This window comes from Aciduliprofundum sp. MAR08-339 (genome assembly GCF_000327505.1).
GTDB lineage: Archaea > Thermoplasmatota > Thermoplasmata > Thermoplasmatales > Aciduliprofundaceae > Aciduliprofundum.
This window is the reverse complement of sequence record NC_019942.1, coordinates 378,365-391,635: the sequence shown is the minus strand read 5'-3', so window position 1 is coordinate 391,635 and position 13,271 is coordinate 378,365. Positions and strand designations below refer to the sequence as shown.

At 44.9% G+C, this 13,271-nt stretch carries 17 protein-coding genes and 1 pseudogene; 6 read left to right on the top strand and 12 right to left on the bottom strand.

Annotation, left to right across the window (positions count from 1 at the left end):
- Positions 1 to 2: 2 nt before the first annotated feature.
- From ACIM339_RS02175 to ACIM339_RS02165, 3 genes are all read right to left on the bottom strand, one after another.
- On the bottom strand, positions 3 to 521 hold the full coding sequence (locus ACIM339_RS02175) for an HAAS signaling domain-containing protein (protein WP_015282964.1): 519 nt from the start codon (positions 519 to 521) through the stop codon (positions 3 to 5).
- On the bottom strand, positions 514 to 858 hold the full coding sequence (locus ACIM339_RS02170) for a PadR family transcriptional regulator (protein WP_015282963.1): 345 nt from the start codon (positions 856 to 858) through the stop codon (positions 514 to 516). The genes ACIM339_RS02175 and ACIM339_RS02170 overlap by 8 nt, the downstream gene beginning before the upstream one ends.
- Before the next feature lie 355 nt (positions 859 to 1,213).
- The gene (locus ACIM339_RS02165) at positions 1,214 to 1,618 is read right to left on the bottom strand and encodes an OsmC family protein (RefSeq protein WP_015282961.1); all 405 of its coding nucleotides are present in this window, start codon (positions 1,616 to 1,618) and stop codon (positions 1,214 to 1,216) included.
- Positions 1,619 to 1,691: 73 nt separating this feature from the next.
- Between ACIM339_RS02165 and udp the strand changes: the two genes are divergently transcribed.
- The 3 genes from udp to ACIM339_RS02150 are packed head-to-tail and all read left to right on the top strand — an operon-like array spanning position 1,692 to position 4,106.
- Positions 1,692 to 2,522, top strand: a complete 831-nt coding sequence (udp, locus tag ACIM339_RS02160) for a uridine phosphorylase (RefSeq protein WP_015282960.1) — start codon at positions 1,692 to 1,694, stop codon at positions 2,520 to 2,522.
- Positions 2,519 to 2,971, top strand: coding sequence for a small multi-drug export protein (locus ACIM339_RS02155; RefSeq protein ID WP_015282959.1), 453 nt, complete (start codon positions 2,519 to 2,521; stop codon positions 2,969 to 2,971). The genes udp and ACIM339_RS02155 overlap by 4 nt, the downstream gene beginning before the upstream one ends.
- Before the next feature lie 40 nt (positions 2,972 to 3,011).
- Entirely contained in the window at positions 3,012 to 4,106 is a 1,095-nt protein-coding gene (locus ACIM339_RS02150; RefSeq protein WP_015282958.1) for an Ldh family oxidoreductase, read from the top strand.
- Between the two features lie 11 nt (positions 4,107 to 4,117).
- Here the strand turns inward: ACIM339_RS02150 and queF are convergent, their stop codons facing one another.
- A complete protein-coding gene (queF, locus tag ACIM339_RS02145) occupies positions 4,118 to 4,525 on the bottom strand; it encodes a preQ(1) synthase (protein WP_015282957.1) in 408 nt (135 codons plus the stop codon).
- A gap of 34 nt (positions 4,526 to 4,559) precedes the next feature.
- Positions 4,560 to 5,594 (bottom strand): tellurite resistance protein-like permease, encoded by a 1,035-nt coding sequence (locus ACIM339_RS02140; RefSeq protein WP_015282956.1) that lies wholly within the window; start codon positions 5,592 to 5,594, stop codon positions 4,560 to 4,562.
- A gap of 82 nt (positions 5,595 to 5,676) precedes the next feature.
- On the opposite strand from ACIM339_RS02140, the gene ACIM339_RS02135 reads away from it, so the two are divergent.
- Complete coding sequence (locus ACIM339_RS02135; RefSeq protein ID WP_015282955.1) at positions 5,677 to 6,033, top strand: cupin domain-containing protein; 357 nt, start codon at positions 5,677 to 5,679, stop codon at positions 6,031 to 6,033.
- Between the two features lie 113 nt (positions 6,034 to 6,146).
- Here ACIM339_RS02135 and ACIM339_RS02130 read toward each other — a convergent pair whose 3' ends face one another.
- Positions 6,147 to 7,244 (bottom strand): DUF4147 domain-containing protein, encoded by a 1,098-nt coding sequence (locus ACIM339_RS02130; RefSeq protein ID WP_337954355.1) that lies wholly within the window; start codon positions 7,242 to 7,244, stop codon positions 6,147 to 6,149.
- Between the two features lie 158 nt (positions 7,245 to 7,402).
- On the opposite strand from ACIM339_RS02130, the gene ACIM339_RS02125 reads away from it, so the two are divergent.
- Positions 7,403 to 7,804, top strand: coding sequence for a ferredoxin family protein (locus tag ACIM339_RS02125; RefSeq protein ID WP_015282952.1), 402 nt, complete (start codon positions 7,403 to 7,405; stop codon positions 7,802 to 7,804).
- Here ACIM339_RS02125 and ACIM339_RS02120 read toward each other — a convergent pair.
- Positions 7,799 to 8,149 carry a helix-turn-helix transcriptional regulator gene (locus ACIM339_RS02120; RefSeq protein ID WP_015282951.1) on the bottom strand — a complete coding sequence of 117 codons (351 nt, stop codon included), beginning with the start codon at positions 8,147 to 8,149 and terminating at the stop codon, positions 7,799 to 7,801. The genes ACIM339_RS02125 and ACIM339_RS02120 overlap by 6 nt on opposite strands.
- A gap of 104 nt (positions 8,150 to 8,253) precedes the next feature.
- Here ACIM339_RS02120 and ACIM339_RS02115 point away from each other — a divergent pair, with 104 nt between their 5' ends.
- Positions 8,254 to 10,068 carry an FAD-dependent oxidoreductase gene (locus ACIM339_RS02115; RefSeq protein WP_015282950.1) on the top strand — a complete coding sequence of 605 codons (1,815 nt, stop codon included), beginning with the start codon at positions 8,254 to 8,256 and terminating at the stop codon, positions 10,066 to 10,068.
- 9 nt (positions 10,069 to 10,077) lie between these two features.
- Here ACIM339_RS02115 and ACIM339_RS02110 read toward each other — a convergent pair.
- From ACIM339_RS02110 to ACIM339_RS02095, 5 genes and pseudogenes are all read right to left on the bottom strand, one after another.
- Positions 10,078 to 10,441, bottom strand: a pseudogene (locus tag ACIM339_RS02110) (NifB/NifX family molybdenum-iron cluster-binding protein).
- A 269-nt stretch (positions 10,442 to 10,710) separates the two neighbouring features.
- Positions 10,711 to 11,715 carry an arsenic resistance protein gene (locus tag ACIM339_RS02105; protein WP_015282948.1) on the bottom strand — a complete coding sequence of 335 codons (1,005 nt, stop codon included), beginning with the start codon at positions 11,713 to 11,715 and terminating at the stop codon, positions 10,711 to 10,713.
- Positions 11,712 to 11,945 (bottom strand): hypothetical protein, encoded by a 234-nt coding sequence (locus ACIM339_RS07905; RefSeq protein ID WP_394295534.1) that lies wholly within the window; start codon positions 11,943 to 11,945, stop codon positions 11,712 to 11,714. Before ACIM339_RS07905 ends, ACIM339_RS02105 begins: the two co-directional genes overlap by 4 nt.
- Positions 11,911 to 12,723, bottom strand: a complete 813-nt coding sequence (locus ACIM339_RS02100; RefSeq protein WP_015282947.1) for an arsenic resistance protein — start codon at positions 12,721 to 12,723, stop codon at positions 11,911 to 11,913. The genes ACIM339_RS07905 and ACIM339_RS02100 overlap by 35 nt, the downstream gene beginning before the upstream one ends.
- A gap of 4 nt (positions 12,724 to 12,727) precedes the next feature.
- Positions 12,728 to 13,180 (bottom strand): universal stress protein, encoded by a 453-nt coding sequence (locus ACIM339_RS02095; RefSeq protein ID WP_015282946.1) that lies wholly within the window; start codon positions 13,178 to 13,180, stop codon positions 12,728 to 12,730.
- Positions 13,181 to 13,271: the final 91 nt, after the last annotated feature.

The window sequence follows — 13,271 nt, the reverse complement described above, 5'->3', positions numbered from 1 at the left end:
TTTTATTTTTTCCTTTTTACAAGCAGGGGAATTATAAGGAGTATTAGGGAATTCACCCCCTCGGATAGCAGAGTACCACTCTGAAGTGCGACCTGCAGGGATGTAATATAAATAAGTGTGAATCTCAATATAGCCGCAACCATTCCTGCAATCAACCCTGTTCTCCATCCGAAATTTTGAGAAATGTAAAATAGGAGGAGAGCGAGAATCATGAGGATTCCCGGGGCTTCGTAGAATAGAATTTGGGTGAGGGGTATTACTGATAATGTGAATACTGAAATGATGGCGGAGATCAGCACGAGTGTCATCTTCAATGTTATTGAGGCCCCGTATATGTTCAGGTACTCCCTTCCCAATTTCTTGGGATCGGGCATATCTCTCAATATATATTCAATTTTTTCCCCGTTTTCCAGCCTGTCTTCAATCTCACCCCTAAGCTCCAACAATATTTCCTCTCTCTTCTTTTTGTTTATTTTCCAGAGTGCTCTTCTAACACTTTTTAGATACTCTTCTTTATTCATCACCCTCACCCATTATGCGGGACATACAGTTTTCAAGCTTTTTCCAAAGGATTTTTCCCTCCTCAAAAGCCTTGAGACCATCATCGGTGAGTTTGTAGTATTTACGGGGAGCATTTTTCTCAATTATCCACTCACTCTCAATAAGCCCCCTTGTTTCCATTCGGTGAAGTGCCGGGTATAGCGTTCCCTCCTTAACCTTTAAAAAACCATTGGAAAGATGGTCCATTTCCCTTATTATCTGCCACCCGTATTTCTTGCCCTTGGACAAAATGCCCAGAATCGCAAGTTCAATAACGCCCTTTTTCAGCTCTCTTGACAATTTGATATCCTGCTCCATCCACAATGATATCGCTTGGGAAGTATAAAAAATTTCACACCGGGGGCAAATTAAATAAATCCTGAGATGCATATCCCCCATGCCCCGATGATGAGTTCAGCCTTAGCTGAGGATGATGAAAGACGGGCGGGCTGAGGGGTATCATTTTCAAAAATTAAAATCTAAATGGATTTTTATGTGCGATTCTTTTTAATGTATGTGGATTAGAATGAAGTATGATAGCCAAGGCTACGTACATTGAAATTCAGGAAGATGGGAGGGATGGGTATATGGTGCCACTCCTCGGCAGGGCATTCCTCTGTAGTGGTGGATTTACCAAAGTGGCCTTGGCCCGTGCTCTGCTGGTTTTTATGAATCAATCCTTCAGGATTATTTCGTAGGTAACCTCACAACCGCTTCTTTTCAGCATCGCGCTCACGGGGCAGTAGCGGTTTTGAGATAACTCCACAGCCTTCTTAGCCTTCTCGTACTCCACGCCCCAGAATATGTACTTTATGTGCACCTTCGTGTAAACCTTGGGGTGCTCCTGTGCCCTCTCACTCTCAATCTCTATCTCAAATCTCCTTGGCTCGTTTCTCATCTTTCTCAAAATCGCCACAACGTCCATGCCCGTGCAGCCTCCAAGGCTCATCAGAAATGCCTCCATGGGTGCTGGGCCCTTCTGCTTACCGAGATATCCGGATTCCAGGACTATGCTGTGTGTATCTGTCTCTCCCACGAATCTCATTCCCTCAACATGTCTCATCACTATCTTTGCCATGGCATTCCGTATGCTGCACGTGCTAAAAAATTTTGTTGAAAAATATTTGTATTGGCAGAACTTATGGTTTACTATGCGTCTTTCCTCATCCAACAATCCCCAGGATGGCAGGGGTATGCAGTACCACATTCAATGCAGACCCGGAGATGTTGCAAGGTACGTACTTCTTCCGGGAGATCCAGAGCGCGTGGATGTAATCTCTTCCCTATGGGATGAGAGGAGGGAAGTGGCATACCACAGGGAGTTCAAAACCCACACGGGAAGGTATATGGGGGTGGAGATATCGGTAACTTCTACTGGAATAGGCTCCCCCTCAGCCATCATAGCCCTAGAAGAACTTGCAAGAATAGGAGCGGATACATTCATACGAGTTGGCTCCACGGGGGCAATTCAACCACACATAGGTATTGGAGATATAATAATCTCCTCCGCTGCTGTACGTCTTGAGGGCACAAGTAAGGAATATGTGCGTACGGAGTATCCTGCCAGTGCAGATTACGAGGTTCTCCTCGCTCTCATAGAGGCGGCAGAGAGCCTTGGTTTCAGGTACCACGTGGGAATAACCGCGAGCACCGATTCATTTTATCTCGGGCAGAGCAGGCCCGGATTTAATGGATATGAGCAATCTTTCTCAAGGAGCATAATTGATGATCTACGCAGGGCAAATGTTCTGAACTTTGAGATGGAATCATCCGCCATATTCACCGTGGCAAACATATATGGCCTTAGAGCAGGAAGCGTTGCCATCGTATTTGCAAATCGCATAACCGATGAATTTGAAGTTGTACCCCAAGAGCCTGTGGCAAAGGTGGCAAATGAGGCGGTGAGGATACTCTATGAATGGGACCAACTGAAGGAGCGCAGAGGAAAGAAGCACTTTTATCCATCACTGGTGGGTAGATGAGCCCATACCTGTACATCTTTTTGATATCCATGTTACCCTTTGCGGAACTTCGTGGAGCCATACCCCTTGGAATTTACTGGGGTCTCTCTCCCCTCTCCGTTTTCACAATTTCCATAATAGGGAATATGATACCCGTGCCATTTATTCTTCTATTTTTGGAGGGAATTGAAAGGTATTTGAGAAAGAGTGAAACGATATCCCGTGGATTGGACTGGATCTTTGAGAGAACTTACAGAAAAGCGGATAGAAAGGTCCGCCGCTGGGAGTATCTTGCCCTCATATTTTTTGTGGCCATACCACTACCGGGCACGGGGGCGTGGACAGGAAGCCTCATAGCGTACCTTTTCAAGTTTGATGTGAAGAAATCAATGCTGGCTATTTTTGTGGGAGTTCTAATTGCTGGTTTTGTGGTTTTGATCGCCTCGCTGGGTCTCTCTGCTTCCCTTTGATATGGAAATCCGTATATAGGGGTTTTAATATTCCTCCACTATGTTCGAAAAAACAGTTGTTGATGAAAACTATGTGAGGGTTCCAAGGGAGAAACTCTTTGACTTTGTTGTGGAGATTTTCAAGCGCCTTGATGTGCCTGAGGAGGACGCAAAGATTGTGGCGGATAATCTCATAATGGCCGACATGCGTGGCATTGAGAGCCATGGTGTTCAGAGGTTGAAGAGATACGTTGATGGTATAAAGGTTGGAGCGGTGAACGTGCATCCAAATATAAAGATCGTGAAGGAGAGCCCCGTATTTGCCGTGCTTGACGGTGATGAATGCCTTGGTCAGGTGGTGGCCCATAGGGCTATGAAACTCGCCATTGAGAAGGCCAAGAAGGTTGGTGTGGGCATTGTGGGTGTCAAGAACAGCAACCACTATGGAATAGCGGGATACTATCCTCTCATGGCAGCAAGAGAGGGACTCATTGGTGTAAGCATGACCACCTCTCGCCCGTTGGTGGCGCACACGGGTGCAATGGAGAAGTTTATGGGTACGAGCCCAATAGCCGTCGCTGCACCTGTGGAGGGTGAAAATCCTTTCCTGCTTGATATGGCCACCAGTGTTGTGCCAAGTGGTAAGGTTGAGGTGTATCGCAGGAAGAACAAGCCCGTTCCCGGAGAGTGGGCCATAAGCACCGAGACGGGGGAGATAATACACGATCCAAATGAGATTCTGAGTCCCCGTGGCACCATCTTGCCCCTTGGAGGGCTCGGTGAGTTGAGCGGAGGACATAAGGGCTACGGATTGGGAGCCATAGTTGATATATTTGCGGGGATTCTCAATGGTGCAACCTGGAGCAAACATGTTGGAGGTACCAGTGATAAACACAGCGATGTGGGGCACTTCTTTATGGCCATAGATCCTGGTGCCTTTGGGGATGCTGATGAGTTCAAGAAGAGCATGAAGAAGTATCTTGATGAACTTCGCAACGCAAAGAAGCATCCAAAATTCGAGCGCATATGGGTGCATGGCGAGAAGGGATTCTTGACCTACGAAACGAGGTTGAAGATAGGTGTTCCAATATACAAGAAGGTACTTGATGAGATGAACGCAATTGCGGAAGAATTGGGAGTTCCCAAACTTCCCTGAATTTTTATTTTTTAAAATCTCAGATGTGGATGTTCTTTTCCTCTCTTGAGTGCCTCTAATATATCGTCCCCATTTTCCCTGGTCCAGAATCTTCGCACTGTGGTGTATATTCCACCGCGGTTGTTCACGTAGAGTTCCACATAAACCCATCTCGGTTCCACAGCTTTTTTGAAATCTTCAAGAATTTTGTTTGCAAGATGCTCGTGCCATATTCCGTAGTTACGGTAGGCCAGGAGATACATTTTCAAGGATTTCAACTCAGGCAGTTTCTTATCCGGTTCGTAAACTATGCGAAGAATGTAGTAATCGGGTAATCCCGTTTGAGGGCAAACAGCACTTAACTCCGGATAAACGTATTCCACCGCTTCCCGTGTATTCGGATACTCGTATTCTGCAGTTTCAATTTTGGGGAACTCCATGGCTGAGGTTATGGCTTTTACATTTTAAGTTTTTCTAAACTTTAAGGGATTCGCAGTCATCCATCCTTCCTGTGATTATGCGATGTAGTGTGAATATGAATGTTAGCACCCAGAATACTGCTAGTATTATGTACATGAACCAGTTGAAGTATATTAGCAGAGAGTAATTTTTGTACTGCTGATAGTAGTAGGATGCCACTATGAAGGCGCCTAGGGGGAATGTGAAGGCCCACCACGCGCTCTTATAAGGTAGTGAAATTCTCTTCACATAATATATTGTAGTTACCAATGAGAGCACGAACCACCAAACCCCGTAACCCCAGAACAGGGAGGCAAAGAAAACACCTATGCTCTGAAATTCCGTTGATATTGGAGGAGATAGAAGTGCGGTTATGGCCGCCCCAATGGGCCCAAGGTTGATCCAGAACATAGGCATTGTGGATGACTGGAGCGGTGCTGAGATTATGTATCTTAATAGCCATATTGTCTGGAGCCCTATGTACATGAAGAATGCAACTCCAAATGTGAAATCAAAGATTATGTTTATGGACTGCAAACTCAAATCAGAGAGGTAGGGTATTGCCGCCCTTCCCGCACCCAAAACGAGAAATAGGCCAGTTGTCTTTATGAATATTGAAGGATTTATGTGCTCAAGTTTTATGCTCCTGTTGAAAAACACAAAGAACATGTATAGGAAATTGTCCAGAATAACCTCAATGGTTCCCGCAATCCAGAATGCAAGTCCTATCTCTGGCATTTTTTCAACGATGAAGAAATTTGTGGAGAGAACAAGCATTCCTACCCCAAATGTCACATAGAAATTTGACCTAAGTGGATGTTGAAAATCCGCAAGGGCATCCCTGGGATATACGATCCATCTGGCCACCCAGGGAATGAGTATCGCTATGAACATAAGTACGTTTATGCTTACTATAACCTTTGATAGAAGCACCATTGCTTCGTTTCCATCTGCCAGAAAATAGGTTGAAGTTGCGAACACGCCGGTTCCCATAACCGCCGAAAACCAGGCCGGTGAGAAGCATCTGAGTTTACTATTTTCCTCTATCACGAGGGGTAATACGAATAAATTATTTAGATTATTGTCTCAAAATGTTTATAATATATCTGGCATTTACAATTGCGTGGTGAATATGTACATCTCCCATATAGATGATGTGAAAAAGGAGAAAGTGCACATGGTTGGAATGGACGGTACAGAAACAAAGGATGTGTGGATCCAGTGGCTCATAAGAGAGGAACAGGGGGCCGAGAATTACGCGTTGAGATTATTTACCATGGGTCCGGGGGGAATCATCCCAAAGCATCAGCATCCTTGGGAGCACGAAATATTTGTTCTTGAGGGGGAAGGCATAATAGGTGCAGGAGAGAGAGAGGTGAAGGTGCATCCTGGGAATTTTCTGTACATAGAGCCCGATGTGCCCCACTGGTACAGAAACGAGAGTGAGGAAGAATTTAAATTTCTCTGCATAATACCAATAAGAAAATGAACCCGTTCAAAAGGAAAAAAGAACCTGACGAAGAGAAACTCTTCTCACTTCTGTTGAACGAGATACTGGATGAAAGAGCAAAGAGAATCTGGGAGAAAATAAAGGACAGGTGATCATAGCCTCAATCCTATGCACACATCGGCCAGATTTGTTCCAGTGTATCCCGTAATTATCAGATCTTCTAATTTTTTCAATGCTATGTATGAGTTGTGCTCTTTTAAAATGCTTTTTATATCCATTCCGAGATTTCTGGCTCGAATTATCGTTCTATCATCCACCACACCACCTGCGGCGTTGGTAGGACCGTCTATTCCATCGGTACCAATGCATATGAAACCCGCATTTCTGTCCAATTTCTCGGCAAGGTACAGTGAGAGTTCTTGGTTTCTTCCACCGATGCCCCCTTTTTCCACGCGTACCGTTGTCTCTCCACCCCAGATCGTCATGCGACCCTGAAAACTCTCGATTATCTTTTTTGCCATGGTTTTTGGCTCTCCTGATAGTATGGTGGGGGATATTCTGGCGGTAAATCCTCTCTCACGTGCCAGTTTTTGAGCCTTTTTAAGGGCATATCTATTATCAGCAATTAAGATGTTCATGCATCCCTTGCCATAGGTTGGGCCTGAGCCCACAAATTCTGGAGGGCCAATTACATCGGAGAGTATAAGGGATATGCATTTTGCAGGTCTGATATAATCTACAAATTTTCCTCCTTTCACCTTGGATAATTTTATGCGGAGTTTATTCAGGGTTATTATATCATCCCCTTTCAACATTCTCTCCCTTACCATTCTAGCCTCCTCTTCAATGCTCATTCCATCCACGGGAATTTCAAAGAGGGATGATGCTCCACCGGAAACAAGGACAATTACGAGATCATCTTCCTCTGCCATCTTAACAAGTTCTACTATTTCTTCCGATGCTTCCAGGGTTCTCTCATCGGGAAAGGGATGTGAAGCAACCATTACCTTGATTCTTTTCAGAGAGCCTTTGTATGGACTGCTTATTATTCCTCCATTTATTCTCCTACCCATGATCTCTTCAAGGGCCCGGGCCATGGGTATCGAAGCCTTTCCAAATCCCACCACAAAGATCCTCTCAAAATTCAATTGGATATCATTACCTTTTATCTTAAGTATGTTATCTTCAATTTTTATCTTTTCTTTCAATATTTTATCGGCTCTTGTTTCCCTCAGTAGAGAGTCCACCATGGGAATTAATGTATTTCTGATTAAGATATTTCCGTGTGATGTCAGGGAATCCATATTCTTTATCACAGATACATAATGTATTTTCTGCTTAAAAATATGGTGTAATATTTCAAATAAATTTGAAATACTATGTTGACATTATCCTACCCGGTGGTGATATGGCCGATAAAAAATTCGATTACTGGTTTGGAGTGCCCAGAAAGAAAATAAAATGGTATCCCCGTGTGGATCCTGCGGTTTGCATAGGATGCGGTCTATGTGCGGTGATATGTGGTAGGGGTGTTTACTCTTACGATCTTGTGACAAAGAAACCCATAATTGTCAAACCATTTAATTGTCTTGTTGGATGTCAGATCTGCGCTAACCTGTGTCCTGTTGGGGCCATAGAATTTCCATCCCCAGAGGTAGCTCGGGAGGCGGCTAGGGAATACAAGGTGTTCATAAAGGTTAAAAAGATGCTTGAGGAGAAGTTTTTAAAGGAACTTATAGATACAGCCCTGCAGTATCAGAGGGAGGAGGTTAAACAGCAGATGGGGATAAATAGGGTTGAGGGGTCATGATTTTTTACATATTTCTCTATAATATTTTTTTCCGAGGTTTGTGAGGGAGTATATTATGTAATTTCCGTCCTTTTTGCCCTGTATCAATTTTGCCTTTTTGAGAACCGAAAGATGATAGGATAGTTTTGAATATGTGAGTTTAACAACATCCTTTATAAGGCACACGCATGAACTCTGTTTTCCGAGAAAGCAAAGAATTTTCAATCTCACAGGATCCCCCAGGGCAGAATGCAATTTTGCTTCCTTGGTAAGGATCTTATTTGGAGGAAGATCCTTTATTATGGTCTCAATACCTCCTTTCCTATCCAGTTCCCTCTCCAGCCAAGGTGGTATGTTTTTTGGCATTGATAAAGTAAATGTTTGGATTTATTTTAAATTTATCTTCAATATTTTCCAAATATTCTTATCTCTCAACAAAATTTTAAGAAATTTTGAAATACTCTTTAGGCATGCCGAAACGCATGTACGATGAGATATTTGAGCCGATAGAAATAGGAAAAATAAGAGTTGAAAACCGAGCCATATTTCCCCCAATCTCCACCAATTTCGGAAAGAGCGACGGGCATCTCTCAGAGTTGTTCATAAAGCACTACGAGACCCGCGCAAAGGGGGGAGTGGGTTTGCTCATAGTGGAGAACTCATGCATCTCCTATCCTGGGGGAAAGCATGGCGCTTACGAGCCGCGCATTGATTCGTGGGAGTTTTATGATGACTGGCACAAAATCGCATCTCGCCTGAAAAAATACGACTCTAAAATTTCGGTGGAACTTACTCATGAGGGCTGGAAAAAGCGAGGCGTGGATTTTCTCACCGAGGAGAAAATAGAGGAGATAATTGACTCTTACGCCACCGCCGCGGAGATTGCGTGCAAGGCGGGCTTCCACATGGTTGAGGTTCAGGGAGCTCATGGATTGCTTGTGAATCAATTTCTCTCGCCGCTTACGAATCATCGGGAAGATAAATGGGGAGATGGGATAAAATTTGCCGTGGAGATTCGCAGGAGAATTGCGGAGAGATGTGGCTGGGATTTTCCCGTGAGCATTCGCCTCGCAGTGAATGATTTCAAAGATGGCGGGATAACATTGGAGGATGGAAAGAAAATCGCTGGGATTTTGCAGGAGCACTACGACATGATTCAGGCGGACATTGGATTGGGACCCAAAGAACTCCGTCTGGAGCCCATGCCCTTTGAGCAGGGCTGGAGAGCTTATCTTGCGGAGAAAATTCGCCCGCTGAAGGTGCCTGTGGCGGCTGTGGGCATGATTCGCGAGCCGGAGATTGCAGTGAAAATACTGAAAAATCAGGCGGATATGATAGTTCTGGGCAGAACGCTGATTGCGGATCCAGAGTGGCTCATAAAAGTTAAAGAGGGAAGAGTGAATGAGATACGAAAATGCATCGGCTGCTCAGAGTGCATAAAAGCTAGGCACGATGAAGATACTAGAATAAGGTGCGGTGCCAATCCGCTTGTTGGAAGGGAAATAGAAATAAAAGAGGCAGAGGATAGGAAGAGGGTGGTTATTGTTGGCGGAGGTCCTGCTGGCCTTGAGGCAGCACGCATCGCTGCGATGCGCGGGCATGAGGTGCATCTATTTTACGATGAATTCGGAGGTGCGCTAAACCTCGCTGCACTTCCACCGGGCAAGGAGAAGATAAGATGGCTCATTCAATATTATCAAGTGCAGATGGAGAAATTGAATGTGCAAATGCATAACAAAAAGGCATTGAAAGGCGATGTTATATCTCTGGAACCTGATGCGGTGATCATGGCCACTGGCGGAAAGCCGTTTCTCCCATGCCCGCCCATTCGCAATTTCGTTTATCTCTACGATGATGTTCTCCGGTGCGAGGTTAAGTTTGAAGATAAGGTAATAGTTGTGGGCGGCGGAGGACTCGTGGGCTGCGAAACCGCTAACATGCTTGCAGAGAAAAATAAAGTGGTAATAGTTGAGATGCTACCGCAGATTGCGCAGGGCATGGAAACTCTCTCAAGAAAGCATCTCCTCAAAGAATTAGAGAATAAGAATGTGAAGATAATGACATCAACAAGAATTGTGGATGTGTCTCGTGGAGAGATCGTGGTGGAAAAAGATGGTGAGCAAATCTTAATTGAAGCGGACGCGATGATCGCAGCCTTTGGCTCTCGCCCGTTTGTGCCGTTCACTCTGGAGGATATACCCACCATGGTTATTGGAGATGCAAAGAGCGTGCGCAATATCTACTCGGCGGTTAGCGAGGGCTTTGAGGCGGGGATTGGGATATGATTATCTTGTTTATGATTTATCATCTCCCTCAATTCTCTCTTTCCATCTGGAATCCGTCTCAAGGGATTGCTGGATGAATGCACGGACCACATCACCCACCTTCCCATATGCGCCTGTTATCACTGATATTCCCATATTCTGGAAGAACTCCACGGCACGATGCCCCATGCCGTACGCAATCACCACCATGCTCTCTTATGAAATTTGGAAGATCTCCAGGACCATGCTCCGCAAATGGAACCGCTATGGTTTCCACATTCTTTATCTCTCCGTTTTCAATCTTCACGAAGGTGTAGTAAGGCGCGCGGCCGAAGTGCATACTGATCTCGCTTTCCAGACCATCTGGACCTGTGCTGGGTACTGCGATTTTCATATTTGAGCATGCTTGGCGTATATTTTAAGTTTTTTTGAATTTCTATTTGGCTGTGGGATGAAATATTTTTAAATAATTTGAAATACTCTGAATGTTGAAGCCAAGGGATGGAGAGATAAGAGTAACGGGCTTGATTTAATAAAAGATTATGATTCGTATAAAGGATATGGTGCACGGTATTGCGGAGGCATTATTTTATTTTGTAATAATACTTATGTCCAGTGAGGTTATATTTCTCTCTGGCTTGATTTTGCGATGCCATATTCTTCTCAGTACCCATTTTTTCTTTTCCACATTTTCTCTATTTTCCTCCACATCTTTACGTACCCTATTAGAAACGGAATCTGAATCAATGGCGTCACAGCGGGAGGTATGGCCATGAGCCCCATTCCAGCGCTCATTGCAATTGCCATTGCCGTTCCCTCGTTCTTGCCCACCGAGGGAAAAGTTATTGCCATGTGGTCTTTGTAGTTTATTCCCAGCGCACGGTTCATATAGGTCAGAAGTCCCAACGAGAATGCATAGTAGAGAATGAGAGGAACGAGAGCTATGAGAACCATCTCAGGCTTCTTCGCTATTAGCTTTGCCTTCTCCATAAATATGAGAAACACAATTGCGTACATTCCAATGAGCGATATGGCTGGAAACAGGGGTTTGAGGCGAAGAAAACCCTCAGCACCCTCTTTTTTAATAAGATAACTGCGGGTTAGTATGCCAAAGAACATGGGCACAAAAACAACCTCTATTATTGTGATTATGAGTAGCATTGTTGGAACAGAAACATGGGAGGAGGCTGCATAAACAGCGAGCCAGCCAGGCACGGTTATTATCGCAAGTATGAAACTAAAAGCCACTATTATTGTCGCCAACTCAATGTTTCCCTCCGAAAATCCCGTGTATGCAATGCTCATGGAGGAGCAGGGCACGACCATTGCAAGCATCAATCCCAGCTGCAGCTGAGGGTTCAGTGGGTAAAAAATGTTTATTATGTAGATAAAAATCCACATGAGAAGTGGGGCAATCACGAGACCCATGATCAGCCCGATTGTCAGTTGTTTTCCCTGCTTCATTGAGTTCTTCAACTCTCCAATACGCAGGTTGATCATCATGGGGTAAATCATGGAGATTACCACTGCTATGTTGAGCCAGTGCAGTACGCCCTTGTATTTTTCTATATTCATGTGTATGCCCAGCAGGAAGCCGAGAATCATAGAGACAGTAACGTAAATAGGTAGAAACTTATCCAGATGGTTTTTCAGTTTGAGATAATTCATGCAACCATCTCCCTATTTGAGTAAAACCCATGCAGGCGCTTTGAGATGAACTGTATGTACGAGACCATGAAAGGTACCTGCACCAGAACCCCACCAATGGCAACACTCATAGCCGCGGTGGGGCCGTAGAGCATGAAAGCCAGTGCCATCGCAATGGATTCATTTTTAGCCACAGATGTTACGGTTATGGATGCACTATCCGAATAGTTGAACCTGAACGCTCTGGGCACCAGGATGGCGATGAGAAGCATAACCGCAAAGAACACTATGGAGAGAAGGACAACAAATGCAAGCACGTTCCAGTAAATCACTATGTTTCTGCCGTTTATCACGAAGAGGAAAAAAAATCATGAACAGCACTCCCAGAAATGAGAAGCCCTCAAAGGACGGCACTATTTTCACATATCTCTCTTCACCTATCTTTCTCTTCAGCGCCACGCGGGTTATCCAGCCCAGAAACATGGGCACCAGAATCACCAGTGCTATCTGACGCATCATGAATGCAAAGGGCACCGGCACGCTTTTTCCCATGAAGGCCGTGGCCCATACAGGCACCGCAATTATGGTTAGAAGATAGCTAACGGCGACTATACCCAGAGTGAGCTCAATGTTTCCTCCAACAAAGGCGGTTGCAGCGGTGTTCATTGCGGAGCAGGGGCTTATTCCCACCAGCAGCAGTCCTGCACCCACGCGGGGGTTGTTGCCAAGGAAGGATAGGACGAGAGCGCCTATGATAAGAGGAGATATTATAAAGTTCAGAAGCAGAGAGGTACCCATTCTTTTTGGCCTCTTGAATATCTCCTTCAACTCTCCAAGTTTGAGGTCTATCATCATTGGATAGAGCATCCAGAAGAGTCCGATTATAATGGTGAATTCCAGTTTCCTTGCAATGCTGGGGGGTGTGAAGTAGCCCACTAATATGCCCAAAATCATGGCGATGCCCACAGGAATGGCGATGTGACTAACCATCCATCTGGTTATCCGTATGAACCGCTCCAGAAACGCCATGGTATCACCTTACTAGAAGCACTGGCACATGCGCGTAGTGTACCACAGTCTCTGCAACGCTTCCCACGAAAGCCTCTCTTAGCAGACTGTGTCCATGTGTGCCCATGACGATGAGCGAGACCTTCTCCTCTCTGGCAATCTCTGCAATGACCTTTGCAGGCTTGCCCACAGGAGTTAGAATCTTTACCACGATGCCCTCATCTCTGAGTTCTTCCTCCATGCGCTTGATTTTGAAAATGGCATTGCTCCTCACTTTCTCCAGCGCTTCCTTCTCGCACTGCTCCATTGACTCGTCACGCATCAGGCATCCCTCGGTCATCGTTTCAACAACTTCCTCTGGAATCACATGCAGGATGATCACCTCCTCGGTTCCCGCCTCTTTCAGCTTTTTCACGTACTCAAACGCCTTTTTTGATACGTTGCTGAAATCCGTTGGATAGAGTATTCTCCGGAACATTTCGGCTCACCTAATTCAATTTTTTTTGAAGCATGGCAGGATTGTATTTAAACTTTGTTCATGAGCAAATCCAGAAATTTTCTGCTTCTAA

What these genes read in the sequence shown, in the direction of transcription:
- ACIM339_RS02175 (WP_015282964.1), bottom strand. Translation starts at nt 521, where the DNA reads ATGAATAAAGAAGAGTATCTAAAAAGTGTTAGAAGAGCACTCTGGAAA.
- ACIM339_RS02170 (WP_015282963.1), bottom strand. Translation starts at nt 858, where the DNA reads ATGGAGCAGGATATCAAATTGTCAAGAGAGCTGAAAAAGGGCGTTATT.
- ACIM339_RS02165 (WP_015282961.1), bottom strand. Translation starts at nt 1,618, where the DNA reads ATGGCAAAGATAGTGATGAGACATGTTGAGGGAATGAGATTCGTGGGA.
- udp (WP_015282960.1), top strand. Translation starts at nt 1,692, where the DNA reads ATGCGTCTTTCCTCATCCAACAATCCCCAGGATGGCAGGGGTATGCAG.
- ACIM339_RS02155 (WP_015282959.1), top strand. Translation starts at nt 2,519, where the DNA reads ATGAGCCCATACCTGTACATCTTTTTGATATCCATGTTACCCTTTGCG.
- ACIM339_RS02150 (WP_015282958.1), top strand. Translation starts at nt 3,012, where the DNA reads ATGTTCGAAAAAACAGTTGTTGATGAAAACTATGTGAGGGTTCCAAGG.
- queF (WP_015282957.1), bottom strand. Translation starts at nt 4,525, where the DNA reads ATGGAGTTCCCCAAAATTGAAACTGCAGAATACGAGTATCCGAATACA.
- ACIM339_RS02135 (WP_015282955.1), top strand. Translation starts at nt 5,677, where the DNA reads ATGTACATCTCCCATATAGATGATGTGAAAAAGGAGAAAGTGCACATG.
- ACIM339_RS02130 (WP_337954355.1), bottom strand. Translation starts at nt 7,244, where the DNA reads ATGGTGGACTCTCTACTGAGGGAAACAAGAGCCGATAAAATATTGAAA.
- ACIM339_RS02125 (WP_015282952.1), top strand. Translation starts at nt 7,403, where the DNA reads ATGGCCGATAAAAAATTCGATTACTGGTTTGGAGTGCCCAGAAAGAAA.
- ACIM339_RS02120 (WP_015282951.1), bottom strand. Translation starts at nt 8,149, where the DNA reads ATGCCAAAAAACATACCACCTTGGCTGGAGAGGGAACTGGATAGGAAA.
- ACIM339_RS02115 (WP_015282950.1), top strand. Translation starts at nt 8,254, where the DNA reads ATGCCGAAACGCATGTACGATGAGATATTTGAGCCGATAGAAATAGGA.
- ACIM339_RS02105 (WP_015282948.1), bottom strand. Translation starts at nt 11,715, where the DNA reads ATGAATTATCTCAAACTGAAAAACCATCTGGATAAGTTTCTACCTATT.
- ACIM339_RS02100 (WP_015282947.1), bottom strand. Translation starts at nt 12,723, where the DNA reads ATGGCGTTTCTGGAGCGGTTCATACGGATAACCAGATGGATGGTTAGT.
- ACIM339_RS02095 (WP_015282946.1), bottom strand. Translation starts at nt 13,180, where the DNA reads ATGTTCCGGAGAATACTCTATCCAACGGATTTCAGCAACGTATCAAAA.